Below are 15,802 nucleotides of genomic sequence, written 5' to 3'. Positions count from 1 at the left end.
TGATTAGTGCATCTATGTTCGTTGGGTTATCGCCAAATGTGATGGCAGAAGAGAATACAACGACACAACCTTTAGAAGCGTCTCAATCTTCTATCACTGAATTAAGCGACTCCGAGCGTCATCCAGAGCAAACTTGGGGGTTGGCGGGCGTGGTGCGCTCAGCGTCTATTCCTTATGTGAACGATCTCGACCTTGAAGATTCCGAGCGAGTTAGCACTTTTATCCCAATGCTTTATTTTGAAAATGAGTATGTCTATGTGAAGGGATTGACCATGGGGGCGTATTTATATAACCCAGAACAAAGCCCTTGGAATGTATCGGTGCTAGGGCGTATTCGCTTTGTCGATATTCCAGCAGAAATTCAAAATAAATACGGCGCAGATACCCTAGATTTGGGTTTGCGAGCCGAGTATCAGTTTAACGAGCAGTGGCTTGCTTATACCGAAGCTATGTCTGATACCGACGGCTACTGGTATACCACGCTCGGCGCGGAGGCAAACTACAAATTTGGCGGTCTAACCCTTGAACCTCACGCTTCATTACGTTTTAAAAGCAGCGATTTCAACACCTATTATTATGCGTTAAATACCCAAGATATTGATGCTGGTGTCGATACCTTTGTTGGGATAAGAGGTTATTATCATGTGGTGTCGAATCTTTATTTATTAGGCGCAGTCAATGTACAGATTTTAGATAGCAATGCACGCAGTACCTCACTCATTGATGAACAGATACAGACGGAATATTACTTGGGTGTCGGCTTTTTCAATGATCCAGACAAAGAGCGTAAGTCTCACCTATCCAATAAACCGTATTTACGAATTGCCCATGGTTGGGGGACGCCCTCTAACCTAGGGGATATTATCAGTGGCGATATCGAAGATGATCCTTACAACAGTCAGTTAACCAGTCTATTTTATGGTTATCCCTTAACCGATAATTTATTTGGCTTACCTTTAGATATTTATCTAACCCCAGGTTTTGCTTGGCATTGGAGTCATGCTGACCAAGCTTCTAGCCAAGAATATGTTTTAGCCATTAAGGCGTATTATACGGTTACTTGGCCATTTGACTGGCGTATTGGTATCGCCGAGGGTATGTCGTATACCTCTAAAATCAATTCTTTAGAACAAAACGAATTTGATGATAAAGGGTATGAGCCAAATAATTTCCTCAATTATTTAGACTTTTCCTTGGATGCGAATTTAGGATCGCTCTTTAACGCACGCTCTATGGATAACGTCTGGCTTGGGTACTCCATACATCACCGTTCCGCGATTTTTGAAAAATCTTCCCAGTATGGGCGTATAAAAGGCGGCAGTAATTACAACTCTGTCTATGTGCAGTTCGATTTTTAATCGTTCTAGAGCGTGAATCAAGCGTAGGTTAAATGGCCTACGCTTTTTTTATGCTTGTTGTGATACAATTTACTCAGTTCTACCTTTCACAGTTATCAGTTCGGAATTGTTTTGACTCAATCTCATCCTCAAAAACAGACAAACACAGCATCTTCTTTAAAATCAGCGCTAAAAGAGTGCATGATTAAGGATCGCTTCCGCCTCTCTAAACGCATCCAAGGTGCCAGTCGCATCAAAAAAGAGAGCGCGAAAAACGCCGTATTCGATGAAATAGCCTTAGACATTGCCAAATCAATGATGACAGTGCAGGCGCGTCAAACGAATACGCCAACCATCGAATACCCAGAAATTTTACCTGTCAGTCAAATGCGTGATGATATCGCCGACGCGATAACCGACAACCAAGTGGTGATTATTGCCGGTGAAACAGGTTCAGGTAAAACAACGCAGATCCCGAAAATTTGTGCTGAATTAGGCCGTGGTAAAACAGGCTTGATTGGTCACACGCAGCCAAGACGATTAGCTGCGCGCTCTGTTGCGTCACGTATCGCTGAAGAGATGGAAACCCAATTGGGTGAGTTTGTGGGGTATAAGGTTCGTTTTAACGACAAAATCTCTGAAAACACGCAAATTAAACTGATGACTGACGGTATCTTGTTGGCTGAGATCCAGCATGATCGTTATCTAAATCAATACGACACTATCATTATCGATGAAGCGCACGAACGCAGTCTCAATATCGACTTTATCTTGGGTTACTTGCGCAATATTTTGCCAAAACGTCCTGATTTAAAAGTCATTATTACTTCGGCCACGATCGATCCAGAACGCTTTTCTAAACACTTTAATAACGCACCGATCATCGAAGTGTCGGGACGTACTTATCCGGTAGATACGCGCTATCGTCCACTTTCAGGTGACGATGATGACGATCACGACCAAATGGAAGGTATTTTCCAAGCGGTAGACGAGCTATGTGACGAAGGATTAGGGGATATCCTTATCTTCATGAATGGTGAGCGCGAAATTCGTGATACCGCTGATGCACTTTCTAAGCGTAATTTAAGAGGCACTGAGATTGTTCCTTTGTACGCGCGATTGTCATCATCAGAACAAAACCGCATCTTTCAGTCGCACACTGGACGTCGCATAGTACTGGCCACCAACGTAGCTGAAACGTCACTGACTGTGCCGGGGATTCGTTATGTTATCGACCCGGGTACGGCGCGTATTAGCCGCTATTCGTACCGCACTAAGGTGCAACGCCTGCCTATTGAGCCTGTTTCACAAGCCAGCGCCAATCAGCGTAAAGGTCGTTGTGGTCGTGTGGCAGAAGGTATCTGTATTCGATTGTATTCAGAAGAAGATTTCTTATCTCGTCCTGAATTTACTGACCCTGAGATTTTAAGAACCAACTTAGCGTCAGTTATTTTGCAAATGACCGCCTTGGGGCTGGGGGATATCGAAGCATTCCCATTTGTAGAAAAGCCCGATCGTCGCAACATTCAAGATGGTGTGCGCCTGTTAGAAGAGCTTGGCGCAATTAATGCCAACGCCAAAGATGCCCGTAAACGCCTTACCGATATTGGTCGCAAACTATCAAGACTGCCGATCGATCCACGCTTAGGTCGAATGGTGATTGAAGCGCCTCGTTTGGGCTGCGCTAAAGAGGTGATGATTATTGCCTCGGCATTGTCTATTCAAGACCCAAGAGAGCGCCCAAGTGATAAACAGCAAGCATCGGATGAAAAACATCGTCGATTCTTTGATAAAGACTCAGATTTTATCAGCTTTGTGAATTTATGGGATTACATTAAAACTCAGCAAAGTGAGCTCTCAAGTAATCAGTTTCGACGCCAATGTAAGCAAGATTACCTAAACTACTTACGAGTCCGTGAGTGGCAAGATTTGTATTTCCAACTCAGTCAGTCTTTGCGTGAGTTGAATATCCAAGTCAACCAAAACCCAGCCGATTACGAAGCGGTGCATTGCGCACTGCTTAGTGGCATGCTGTCGCACATTGGTATGAAAGACCAAGAGAAGAATGAATATCAAGGTGCGCGAAACGCACGTTTTCATATCTTCCCTGCATCTGGCTTATTTAAGAAGCAACCTAAATGGGTGATGACCGCCGAGCTGGTGGAAACGTCACGTCTTTGGGGGCGCATCGTGGCAAAAATCCAACCAGAATGGATTGAGCCTCTGGCTAAGCACCTGATTAAACGCTCGTACAGCGAACCACATTGGTCGAAGAAACAAGCGGCTGTACAAGCGCATGAGAAAGTGACGTTATACGGCATCCCAATCATTCCCAAACGTACCGTTAACTATGGGCTCATAGAGCCTGTGCTGTGTCGCGAAATCTTTATTCGCTCGGCGATGGTAGAGGGTGATTGGGAAACAAAACACACTTTCTTTAAGCAAAACCGTAAATTATTACTAGAAGTGGAAGAGCTTGAGCACAAGTCTCGTCGCCGTGACATTTTGGTGGATGACGACGAATTGTTCGATTTTTACGATCAACGAGTCTCTACCGAAGCGATTTCAGGTCGTCACTTTGATTCGTGGTGGAACAAACAGCGCAAAACCTCTCCTGAGTTACTCAACTTTGAAAAAGAGATGCTGTTTAGAGGCGATGCTTCGCATGTCACAGAGTTGGATTATCCTAACTTTTGGCACCAAAACGGCGTCAAACTTAAGCTCAGTTACCAATTTGAACCCGGTGATGATAGTGACGGTGTCACAGTGCACATTCCATTGCCCGTGTTAAACCAAATCCAGCCACAAGGTTTTGATTGGCAAATACCGGGTTTGCGTCATGAATTGGTGGTGGCGTTAATTAAATCACTGCCTAAAACATTGCGTCGAAACTTTGTGCCCGCGCCAAACTACGCTGATGCTTTCTTGTCTAGAGTGACGCCGTTAGAAGCGCCGCTACTGGACAGTTTAGAAAAAGAGCTTCGCCGCATGACGGGTGTGGAAGTGGTGCGTGATGATTGGAAGCTAGAACAAATTCCTGATCATTTAAAAGTGACGTTCCGCGCGGTGGATCATCGCAATCGAAAACTCAAAGAACACGCCGATCTGTATGAGCTTAAAGACAGCCTAAAAGAGAAAGTCCAACAAACCTTATCTAAAGTTGCGGATGACGATATTGAACAAAAAGATCTGCATACGTGGAGCTTTGGCGAAATCCCGAAAGTGTACGAGCAAAAACGCGGTGGCTATCAAGTCAAAGCTTATCCTGCGATTGTGGATGCCAAGCAAAGTGTTGAGATAAAACTGTTTGAAACTGAGTTTGAACAGCAACAAGCGATGCGCGCCGGTCAGCGCCGTTTGGTTTTGCTGAATGTGCCATCACCGATCAAGTATCTGCATCAGAACTTGCCGAATAAATCTAAACTTGGCTTGTACTTTAACCCTTATGGAAAAGTACTTGATCTGATTGATGATTGTATTGCTTGTGGTGTCGACAAACTCATCGAAGAGCAGGGCGGTCTAGTATGGCAACCTGAGCAATTTGAAGCGTTGAAAGAGCATGTACGCGCCGAGTTGGGTGATACTGTAGTGCATATTGCGCAGCAAGTGGAGACGATTCTGACCACAGCCTTTAATATCAATAAGAAGCTCAAAGGCCGCGTTGATTTAAGCATGGCGTTTGCTCTTTCTGATATTAAAGCGCAAGTTGAGGGCTTGATATATAAAGGCTTTGCCACCGATTGCGGTTGGAAGAAACTGCCGGATATCCTACGCTATATGAAAGCAATCGAAAGACGCATGGAAAAACTGCCGATTGATCCTAATCGCGACCGATTGCAACTGTTAAAAATTGAAACAGTGGCGCGCGAATATCAAGAATTGAAAAACAAAATCCCGAAAGGTACGGCAGTGCCAGATTCGGTTAAAGAAATTCACTGGATGTTGCAGGAGCTTAGAGTGAGCTTTTTCGCGCAGCAATTGGGTACACCTTATCCAATTTCGGATAAACGTATTCGTAATGCGATTGAAAATGTGTAAATCTTTACTGCGAATATCCAATTTGTGATACATAATAATATGATTCAAAAGCACTAACAAAACAGGAAGTTAGAATGAAGTACGGTAAATATGCTCTTGCGATAGCCTTAATGGGCGTTTCTTCAATGGCAGCAGCAGATTCTTGGTTTTATGCAGGTGGCTCTGTAGGTCAGTCTTCTTTTAAAAGCGATAAAACCTCTACCTTTGGTTTCCATGTAGGTACAGGTATTTTACCTATTATCGGCGTAGAAGCAGGTTACTGGAAACTGGGTTCATTTGATGTAGGCCCTGAAACATACGATTTCCAATCGTTTTACGCAGGCATTAAACCAAGCATCGATTTAGGCCCAGTACACCTATATGGACGTTTAGGTGCTCACCGTTACGACTTGAGCGGCAAAGCAGGCGCACAAGACGATGATGGTTACGATTTGATGTACGGTGTGGGCGTTGAATACTTTGTTATCGACATGATTTCAGTAGGTGCGGGTTACCAAAACTTTGAAGTCAGCGGCGGCAACGTGGATTCTTACACGCTCAACGCAACATTCCATTTCTTATAAACACATAAGTTTGGTTTGAATGAAAAATGCTCCTATTGAACTGAACGGAGCATTTTTATTGCCCGTCATCTAGCAATAGATCGTAGGATTTACTCGATTACAATCCCTTGTTTTTAACAAGGATATATCCATTATCAACGATGTTTGCGTCAAGTTGTCACATTATCCTTCTATTTTTAGCGTACTCATCTGGTATTCGCTTTTGTATACGCTAATGTTAAACATGCAATCACTATAATTATCTATTTTCCGCAACTATCTTGCGCCTTTCTCGACCATTAGGAGAAGATATCTGGGATGAACAGCCTTTTTATTGGACTTAGCGTACTGCTTCCTAGCATTTTATTCGCCAGTTTTGATGTCATGAATATCACCGATTTCGTCTTAGAGTCGATAGCGTTTATTTTGCTCTGTGGCATTTTCGTCTATGGCCATCGTACGTTAGATATTACAGTTAATATTGGCTTAATCGCACTTATCATTTGTGAGTTTTTTGAATGTCTTGAAGTTATCGGCGAGTTCCAATGGTTTTTTCAAAACAATGTTATTTTTGATATTTTTGTGTTTGACCTTTTATCCATTGTTGGCCTGATGCTTATCGCATTTGGTATCCATAAAATGTTTCGATACCAACGTCGAGTCGCAGAGATTGAACCTTTGACTAATATTTTCAATAAACGCGCTATGGAAGGGCTATCCAAAAAAGAATTAGATAGAGCTAAACGCTCAAAAAACAACACATCCTTAATTTTAATTGATATCGACCACTTCAAATTGGTTAATGATACCTATGGCCACCAAGTGGGTGACGAAGTTCTTATTGGCGTTGCGCAGCATTTAGGCCATTTAATACGCCGTTATGATTTATTAGGCCGTTGGGGAGGGGACGAGTTTATTATTTTGTGCCCAAACACCAATAAAGTAGAAGCCAATGAAGTCATGACCAGACTACACAAACCCCTATCCATCGCCACGGCGCAATCCACTATTGAAATCACTCTCAGCATCGGAAGCACTACCGTTTCTCCAAGAAGCAACATAAACTTTCATGCGCTGTTTGCCCAAGCAGATAAAGCGTTATACGCAGTCAAGAAAAATGGCAGGAACAATCTGTGTCATTTTGATTCGTTGTGTTCTTCGTAGTGATAGCAATTTCTAACACTCACTAATGAGCTAGTTGTTTTGATCTGATCTATCCGTAATCCATAGTTTTTCAATTGATCGTTTTCGCAATCTTATATTCCCTTGTGTGTGCTATTAACATGAAGGGTAAAGAAATAAAATATGAAGATTTAGGTTGTACCCCAAAGAGTTTGGAAAGAATAGCAATGAAAATTTTGAAAAAACATCTCCTCCTATTAGGTAGCTTGTTCTTAGCTACGATTATGTTGGCTGGATGTGGATGTGGAGGTGGAGGTGGTAGTGATTCAACTCCAACATCTAAGGAACTAACTCTTAATATTGATAATCAAGACCAATTATTAAAGGTTATAGATGAAGCTTATGATGTATATAGTAATATTGATTCAGATTACGCTAGTGTATTAAATTGGTGGTCAAATGATGACTACATTTCAGGTAGTTTTGTGACTGATTCTGGCATCGCAAGTTGGAATGTTAATGACCAAACATCTGTAATCAGTCTTAACTACAAAAATGCTGTATTTAAAGATATTGAACTCAATGGTTCTATTCATGATACTTCAGGGGACAACTATATTTTGTCTGCTCATCTCAAGGTTAAACAAATTTCTAGTGGTCACACAGTTGAATCAGATTATAACAGTTCAAACAGTTCTGACTTTAGTATGACTAATACGTCGTCTACCTTAGGTACCTACCGCATCAACGCTACTGATTTTGACAAACTCAATGACGGAGGAGCACATGTCGAAATTATTGGTAAAGACAATAATAAATGGGTGGTAGAGTTTTACTCAAACGTTTACGTAGTCACAGAGCCTAATGGTAATAGCTACAACGTAAATAAGGACAGTGGGGCAATAGTTCAAAATCAAGTGTTCTCTGGAATTGGTCAAGGAAGCATGAGTTCTTTTATTAATGATGATGATTCTGCCACAGTGGCTCGTCTTGTTGATAATGGTTTTACAGCAATAACATCGTTTGTTAAAACCTTTAAACACAATTCATATGATCTGAATGATGGTTTCTGTAGTGATGGCGGTTCTTACGCTGAAGGTTCTAACTTTTTATTTAATGTTAAAAACTGCGATGAGAATGGGATTGTTCTAAAAGGAGATTTCAAAGAAGAGTATGACAATAAGTTTTCGAACATTGATTTAGATATCCATTACGTCAATACAGATGAAAGTGCTCATCTTACAGCAAGTAATATGTCTCTGAATACATCAACATATGATTCACACTATAACAATGTCGATGAGATTAAATTTGTTGGACAGTACTCTGATGCACAAAGCAACAATCAATATGTCGTACTTAAAAGCTCTCATATCTATTTCGATGATCAAAGCTTTGGTTTAGATTATCCAAAAAGCGGTAAAATCTTAGTCAGTACCGGAGGGAAAACTTGGACTGCTGACTTGCATGGTTCTACGTTCGATCTAACCTCACCAAACGGAACAACCACTCAACATACTCTGAGTTTAATGGATTAATAGAAACTAACCTCAATCAGGATAAAAAGAGTTGGGGTTAAAGTTGTTGATAAGTATTAAGGCCTGATTACGATATGTTATCGAAATCAGGCCTTTTGTTTATGTTATAAGTAGCGGTTCATTAAGTGCTGTTTAAAGTGTTCAGCATTTAACGTCTCGCCTGTGGCTTGTTTTACCAGTTCATCAGTGGTCAACAAGCTACCTTTACTCCAGATATTACTTGATAGCCAATCAAAGATAGGTGTCAATTCGCCTGAACGTAGCACCGCATCTACATCGACGGTTTTCTTCATTGCTGCCATGAATTGTGCTGCGTACATTGCACCTAATGTGTAGCTAGGGAAATAACCGAAACTGCCATCTGTCCAGTGAATATCTTGCATACAGCCATTTTTGAAATTACCTGCGGTCGATAGACCAAGGTAAGACTGCATTTTGCTGTCCCAAAGCTCTGGCACGTCTTGGTATGAAATGTTGCCGTTGATGAGATCGCGTTCGATTTCAAAGCGTAGGATAACGTGCGCGGGGTAGGTGAGTTCATCGGCGTCGACACGGATGAAGTCTTTCTTCACGCGGGTGTACAGTTTATTTAGGTTCGATGATTCAAACAATTGAGCGTCATGTTCTGGGAAGTGTTTTGCCGCTGATTGACTTAGATGGTGAATAAACGGTGCACTTCGTCCCATTTGCATTTCAAAAAAGAGTGATTGAGATTCGTGGATGCCCATAGAGCGAGCTGTGCCACTTGGGTTTCCTGCTAGGGCTTTTGGCAATCCTTGCTCATAACGAGCGTGCCCTGTTTCATGGACGATACCCATCAGTGATTGCATAAATTCGTTTTCGTCGTAACGAGTGGTCAGCCTTACATCTGTTGGCACGCCACCACAAAACGGGTGCACGCTTTCATCAAGTCGTCCGTGGGTGAAATCAAATTGCAGTAGCTTCATGATTTCAAGGCCAAGCGTTTTTTGTTTGTTAGTATCAAAAGTACCACTAGGAAGAATGATGCTTTCTTTACTTTGCTTTTCAATAACTTGGTCGATTAGATTTGGCAGCCACTGTTTTACGTTATCAAAGGTGTGCGTAAGAGCTTCACTGCTTGTACCCGGTTCATAGATACCTAGCATGGCATCGTATGGGCTAAGACCTGTGGCTTGAGCGCGTATCTGCGCTTCTTCTTGAGACAGGGCAACGACGGGTTGCCAGTTTTTAGCAAAACCTTGCCAATCATTGTTGGTTCTTTGGGTGCGCCAAGCGTGTTCACATTTTGAACCGGCTAAAGAGCTGGCTTCGACTAGCTCTTTTGGAATGATGTTTGACATCTGCCAATTACGTTTCATTTCGCGAAGCTGTGCAACTTCATCTACAGATAAGCTTTCATCGCTGGCTTTATCAAACCATTCTGCCAGTTGTGGCTGGGTTTTTAAGCTGTGTACGTGCACTGAAAGTTCAGCCATAGCGCGAGAGCGTGCCTCGTTTCCGCCACTAGGCATCATAGCCGCAGCATCCCAACCGCAGATCGCGTGTAGGTGAGCAAAGTTATCTATTGTTTGAAAATGGTCCTTGAGTGATTTAAATGCAGACATATCTCTTCCTTAACCGTATTGAATTGGTTTAGACTATCAAACTTCCCGCGTTACACCTAGTAAGCAACATTAGAAAATTCAATGCAGATTAACGACTTATACACCTTCATCGCCGCCATGACTCTTTTGACCATCACTCCCGGTCTGGACACTGTTCTGGTTATTCGTAATACCAGCCGTGGAGGAAAAGGAGATGGTTATGCAACCAGTTTGGGTATCTGTCTTGGGCTCTACGTGCATGCCACTTGGTCAGCCATTGGCGTGGCGGCTATCATTAGCCAAAGCCCTGAGTTATTTAATGGCATTAAACTCATCGGCGCGGCCTATCTTATTTGGTTAGGTGTTTCGGGCGTTCGCTCGTTAAAAGGCGGAGTAGGGCTTATTGACGTTCAGGCGGATGGCTCTCAAGTTTCGGTGTTCACTTCCATTCGTCAGGGTTTTTTATCGAACGTACTGAACCCGAAAACCGCCGTATTTTATCTGGCGTTTTTGCCACAGTTCATCGATGCCTCGGGTAACCTATGGCTACAGTCGATTTTTCTCGCATCAATTCACTTCGTATTGGCAATGGTTTGGCAGTGCGGTTTGGCGAGTATGCTAGATAAAGCTAAGCTGTGGTTATCGAGCGGTAAAGTGAATTACCGCTTACAGATGTGTAGCAGCTTAGTCTTAATTGCGCTTGGCGCATTATTGGTTTTTGAGTGTTTGTGATTTAAAGCGTTAGCTTATCTCGAGCTAACTAGGCTTTGGCTTTGTAGTTGATACTGGTGTATTCCGGCTCTTCAATGCCCATTTCTTGGTTGAGTACGCGAGTAAGAGCAAAGTAGTAATTGACCAACAGGTTGGCAAATCTTGGTAGCGTTTCAGGTACTTTTTTGCCTGCTTTCTCTACCAACACCAACTGTCGAACCACTTTTTTAGACAGGCTACGACATTGGTGTAGTTGAATCACCGGACCTGTACCTCGTGGCAATACAAATCGCTTGTTGTCATCACTGACACTGTCTTTAAACGCGTGGTATTCGGCGGCCAATGATTCAATATCACTTTCAAATATGCCATTTTTGCCACGAATTGAACCATTAAGATGGAAGATTTTTGGCTGCAATTCTTCTAAAGATTGGCGCACTTTTGGGTTATCGATATTGGTTAGTGCTAGGCCTGTAATGGTACACAGTTCATCGGTAAGGATTTCAAAGTCGCATAATGGGCTGTCTTCAAAAATAAATGGGTAGGCCAGTTCGTCAATATTACCGCTGAATTTCATGATGTTTCCTTCTAAAATGCATTTATTCATAAAAACAAGCTAGGTTTCAATGCGTTACAAGGTAAACATTGCTACTCTATGTGCTTATGTATTATCTAATCATTGTTACTTGATAAAATCACGATATTCTTTAGTTAAATTTGTGCCGTTCAGTATCATTGAATCGTCAAACTCATTGTCTGCATCCTTCATTTTGATGAGTTTGAGCATTAAAAAGTATAAAAGGGAAAATTAAATGGGAAGTTTTATGCGCGGTTTCGCTGTGCTTGTGTATCTTTATTCTGCTGTTGTATGGGCTCAATATCCAATCACAGTGACAGATGCAAGCGGTAAAAGCCTGACTCTTGATAAAGCCCCTCAAAAAATATCTTCCAAATCTCTATTTAGTGATGAAGTGTTGCTAGATATGATCCCTCCGCAACGTTTTAGTTCAGTCACTAATCTTGTGGATGATGAACATTTTTCTGTTATTGCAGGTAAAGTACCTGCATCTGTGCCTCGTTTGGGTTTAAACGTAGAACAAATCTTAGCAAATCGCCCCGACTTGGTGTTTGCCGCTACGTGGAGTGATGCTGGACGTATTCATCAACTGCGCTCTGCGGGTATAAACGTCTTCATTTTACCTGTACCTAGCACTTTGGCTGAAATTGAAGATTTAATAAAACTTATCGGCAAAATAGTTGGCGAAGACAACAAAGCCAAAACCATAGTGGTGGATATGGAGCGTAAACTAGAAGAAGGTCTTGTTTACACCAGTCATAAATATAAAGTGCTTGATTACAATAATTGGGGCACGTCAAGTACTCGCCATTCTACTTGGCAACTGATTGTTAATCAGGCAGGTTTTGAAAACGTAGTTGCCGATCTTGATGCCGATAAATTTGGTCAAACCCCTATGTCTAAAGAGCTTATTGTTGCTCTTGATCCCGAAGTGTTGTTTGTTCCGAGTGTTGTTAAAACCGATAAAGCGGGCAGTACCGATTTAATGCACCAAGTCTTAACCGACCCAGCGCTAAGAAACGTACAAGCGGTTAAGTTAGGCAATGTTTATCCTATCCCTCAATATTTACGTGGTACGTATAGCCAGCATATTGTGGACACTATTTTGTTTGTAAATAGGGCTGTTTTAGGTACACCCGCTCCATGATTGCAGATTCAAGCTATGTGAAATTTCGTTGGTACGCGTTGGTAGGAAGTATTGCGCTTGTTATTTCAATGTGGGCGGCGCTGGCGTTAGGCGCAGTTAATCTGTCAGTGATGGATATGTTTTCCTATCTAAAGCTGTTAGTCACGCAAGGTTCGCAAAGCGCAGCTTCAGAGTATCCACTAATTTCTGCCATCGTTGTGCATATTCGTTTGCCACGAGTCATTGCTGCCATTGCCGCTGGCAGTGCGTTAGCCATTGCTGGTGCGTGTACCCAAGGCTTATTTCGTAACCCATTAGCAAGCCCAGATGTGCTTGGCGTAAGTGCCGGAAGTAGTTTTGGTGCGGTTATCGCAATCAGTAGTGGACTGTCTCTTGTTCACCCGCTATGGACGCCAATCATTGCCTGTGTTGGAGCATTAATTTGCGCCATGTTTGTGTTTATTTTGGCGCGTAATTCCGGTAGCGGGCAAACTCTGTATTTAATTTTAGCGGGGCTGGCTTTATCGTCTTTGTTAGGCGGAGCTACGTTAGGGGTACTATTATTTGCCCGTCAATATGAAGTAAGCCAATTTGTATTTTGGACCATGGGCGGCTTAGATGGTCGAATATGGGAGCAAATTATCTGGCCACTGCCGGTCATTGTATTAGCGTCACTTTGGTTGCTGCGACGCGCACATTGGTTAAACATCTTGTCTATTGGTGACGAAGCGGCGCATGGTTTAGGAATGAATGTCGGGCGATGTCGTTTTAGCTTGTTGCTATGTGCATCACTGCTTACCGCCATGTCGATAGCGATTGCTGGCCCGATTGGTTTTATCGGTTTAATGGTGCCACATTTGGTGCGTATGTTAACTGGCGCCAATCACATTAGTCTATTGCCGCTTTCGGCGCTGTTTGGCGCAATCTTTCTCTTAATTTGCGATCTTATAGGGCGCTACATCATTGCGCCGTATGAGATCAAAGCGGGCATCATTACCGCAATAGTTGGCGGAGTATATTTCCTTTGGCTAGTGGTTCGAGTACAAAAGCAGGGACGATTGCTATGAACAAGTGTCCGGTAAAAGTGGCTGAATTAAGTGTTTCTTTTAATGGAACTTCAGTATTGCAGAACGTTAGCTTTGAGTTGGAGAAAGGCTCATTAGTGGGCATTATTGGCCCCAATGGTGCAGGTAAATCTAGCGTGCTAAAACACATCAGCGGTTATCTGGCGCCAACCGAAGGGCGAGTTTGCTTGTTTGGTGAACCGGTAATGGAACTGGCCGCCGATCAGCGCGCCGCGCTATTAAGCTACCTGCCGCAGATCAATCGAGTAGAGTTTCCTTATAAAGTCAGTGAGTTAATTGCGTTAGGCTTAGTGAATAACCATGCGTTAGATAAAGCGCAAAAGAAAAGCCAAATAAAAAAGGTGCTAAAGCGACTTAACATAGAGCGCCTTGAAGAAAGAAGCGTAGATGAACTGTCTGGCGGCGAGCAACAACTGGTGCACCTTGCGCGGATCTTGTTGCAAGATGCGCCTGTTATTTTATTAGATGAACCTAGCGCTAGCTTAGATATTGGTCATGAAGGCCAGTTGATGAATATTCTATACAGCTTGGCACAAGAGGGAAAAACGGTGCTGGTGGCACTACATAACCTAAATACAGCAGCAGAGTTTTGCGATCGTTTGCTGCTTATGCATCATGGAAAGTTAATAGCCGATGGCGTACCAAGTTCGATATTGACCCAACAGCAAATCCAACAGATTTACCCGTATGAAGTTAAGGTTTCTATCAACTCTAGTACCGGCAACCCTAATATTTTGGCGGTGAAGCGGGATTCTTATTAATATCTGCTGTGTTCGTTAATCTATCATTGTGAAGGGGTAATCTGCGAAAGGTGCTTATTCAAACCTGTGGGCTTTGTGGAAGTCGTGATTAACCGAATATTCGCCTACATCATCAAGTCAAGCGATGTAGGAATAAAGTACTCTTGTCTCCAAAAATAGTTCAGTCTTAATTCTGGTTTAAATATCCCAAATTTGCTTACCATTCTCTAATACTTTATATAGCGATGAAAGATGTAAGCAAGAAGTAGACTATGTCCATTAACCGCTGGTGCTAGACTATGGTTCAGTTTATTATCTAGGTCGAGCTTAAGGACACCTTGAAAAGTACATTAATTAAAATGTATAGAGTTCAGACCCTCTACTGTACAGGAATTTACAGTGTTTAAGAAATAGTATTAATACATAGGTGAAGCAGGTAACTTCGCCAGTGATTATTCATCTTTGATCAGCACCATCAGTTTTGTACCTGACGGTGAGTAGCCTTTATTTCATTTGAACACTACTGCACCGCACTGGCAACACTATCTGGAATAAATTTAATAGTCTGTATTAAAAAATAAGCGCCACCAATATTTATTTGACTACCACATTCGTTTTGTTAGTAGTTGAAATATGAGTAGCTGAATTTCTTGCTTCTCTTTCCGTATGAGCGTTATAAATCACATCTCTCTGTGCACTTCTACAGTCATCTTCATTCAGAACACCTTGTCTTCTACGATGTAAAATCTCTTCATTCAAGGCATCTTTATTCCACGACCAAGGAACAGTCTGAGCTTTATAACATAAGGCATAATCACCTAGAACTGCTTTAGAGTCTGGGGTGCTATATTTAGGTATCAATCCACACCCACCCAATAAGACAACAGAAATAGACGATATGAGGGTTAATTTTAATAGTTTCATCATTCCACCTACGAGAAATTGAACATTTGATTTAATGAATGGCAACATTTTAACAAGTATCCAGAACGATAAAGATGACGAGAGTGCGGAACTTTGTTCCCCTTAAACTCCGTTATTTGATGGACTATGAATTTAACTCTAGGGAGAATGGTATATATTAAGGGGAGGGAAGATACATTGCGGTTTTCTTTAAATACTGCGGAGTACGATTATAACGAGGATAGTTCAATCTGTAACTCACTCCGAATTAGTCTCTGAACGCAATGGTAACAGTCGCCCCATTAAACGATGCCAACTGAGAAATTTTGATTGAAGTTGCTGAGGTAACTTTATAACAGCTGACTTATTGGATCTAACATTACCAAGATGATCGGGTTTCACATTCCAAATATTTGCTAGACGGTAACTTGAATATCGTTGTCTATATCTGTCTTTAGGTTTAGCTGTTTGAATATAACTAATTATGGGCCTGGCTTTAAGTCAACCTTCGACACTGG

12 protein-coding genes are annotated in these 15,802 nt (G+C 42.2%); 9 read left to right on the top strand and 3 right to left on the bottom strand.

Annotated elements, in window-relative coordinates:
- Nucleotides 1-41 precede the first annotated feature (41 nt).
- From QV280_RS06730 to QV280_RS06710, 5 genes are all read left to right on the top strand, one after another.
- Nucleotides 42-1,358 (top strand): MipA/OmpV family protein, encoded by a 1,317-nt coding sequence (locus QV280_RS06730; protein ID WP_447026275.1) that lies wholly within the window; start codon nt 42-44, stop codon nt 1,356-1,358.
- A gap of 111 nt (nt 1,359-1,469) precedes the next feature.
- Complete coding sequence (gene hrpA / locus QV280_RS06725; protein WP_152819873.1) at nt 1,470-5,375, top strand: ATP-dependent RNA helicase HrpA; 3,906 nt, start codon at nt 1,470-1,472, stop codon at nt 5,373-5,375.
- Between the two features lie 74 nt (nt 5,376-5,449).
- Complete coding sequence (locus QV280_RS06720) at nt 5,450-5,938, top strand: porin family protein (RefSeq protein WP_152819874.1); 489 nt, start codon at nt 5,450-5,452, stop codon at nt 5,936-5,938.
- A gap of 297 nt (nt 5,939-6,235) precedes the next feature.
- On the top strand, nt 6,236-7,081 hold the full coding sequence (locus QV280_RS06715; RefSeq protein WP_023403113.1) for a GGDEF domain-containing protein: 846 nt from the start codon (nt 6,236-6,238) through the stop codon (nt 7,079-7,081).
- Between the two features lie 119 nt (nt 7,082-7,200).
- Nucleotides 7,201-8,577: a hypothetical protein gene (locus tag QV280_RS06710; protein WP_152819875.1), complete on the top strand. Its 1,377-nt coding sequence runs from the start codon at nt 7,201-7,203 to the stop codon at nt 8,575-8,577.
- Nucleotides 8,578-8,681: 104 nt separating this feature from the next.
- On the opposite strand, the gene QV280_RS06705 is transcribed toward QV280_RS06710, so the two are convergent.
- Complete coding sequence (locus QV280_RS06705; RefSeq protein WP_152819876.1) at nt 8,682-10,163, bottom strand: carboxypeptidase M32; 1,482 nt, start codon at nt 10,161-10,163, stop codon at nt 8,682-8,684.
- 81 nt (nt 10,164-10,244) lie between these two features.
- On the opposite strand from QV280_RS06705, the gene QV280_RS06700 reads away from it, so the two are divergent.
- Entirely contained in the window at nt 10,245-10,874 is a 630-nt protein-coding gene (locus tag QV280_RS06700) for a LysE family translocator (RefSeq protein ID WP_023403111.1), read from the top strand.
- A gap of 28 nt (nt 10,875-10,902) precedes the next feature.
- On the opposite strand, the gene QV280_RS06695 is transcribed toward QV280_RS06700, so the two are convergent.
- Nucleotides 10,903-11,430 carry a hypothetical protein gene (locus QV280_RS06695; RefSeq protein WP_023403110.1) on the bottom strand — a complete coding sequence of 176 codons (528 nt, stop codon included), beginning with the start codon at nt 11,428-11,430 and terminating at the stop codon, nt 10,903-10,905.
- Nucleotides 11,431-11,665: 235 nt separating this feature from the next.
- Between QV280_RS06695 and QV280_RS06690 the strand changes: the two genes are divergently transcribed.
- Genes QV280_RS06690 through QV280_RS06680 form a run of 3 tightly spaced genes read left to right on the top strand, consistent with a single transcriptional unit; the run spans nt 11,666 to nt 14,402 of the window.
- The gene (locus tag QV280_RS06690; RefSeq protein WP_253912508.1) at nt 11,666-12,577 is read left to right on the top strand and encodes an ABC transporter substrate-binding protein; all 912 of its coding nucleotides are present in this window, start codon (nt 11,666-11,668) and stop codon (nt 12,575-12,577) included.
- On the top strand, nt 12,574-13,623 hold the full coding sequence (locus QV280_RS06685; RefSeq protein ID WP_152819877.1) for a FecCD family ABC transporter permease: 1,050 nt from the start codon (nt 12,574-12,576) through the stop codon (nt 13,621-13,623). The genes QV280_RS06690 and QV280_RS06685 overlap by 4 nt, the downstream gene beginning before the upstream one ends.
- Nucleotides 13,620-14,402 carry an ABC transporter ATP-binding protein gene (locus QV280_RS06680; protein WP_152819878.1) on the top strand — a complete coding sequence of 261 codons (783 nt, stop codon included), beginning with the start codon at nt 13,620-13,622 and terminating at the stop codon, nt 14,400-14,402. Before QV280_RS06685 ends, QV280_RS06680 begins: the two co-directional genes overlap by 4 nt.
- 573 nt (nt 14,403-14,975) lie before the next feature.
- Here the strand turns inward: QV280_RS06680 and QV280_RS06675 are convergent.
- Nucleotides 14,976-15,353, bottom strand: coding sequence for a hypothetical protein (locus tag QV280_RS06675; RefSeq protein WP_447026244.1), 378 nt, complete (start codon nt 15,351-15,353; stop codon nt 14,976-14,978).
- Nucleotides 15,354-15,802 lie beyond the last annotated feature (449 nt).

This window comes from Vibrio sp. B1Z05, from assembly GCF_052955985.1.
Note: the sequence above shows the minus strand (reverse complement) of the source record. Positions and strands in the feature narration are given on the sequence as shown.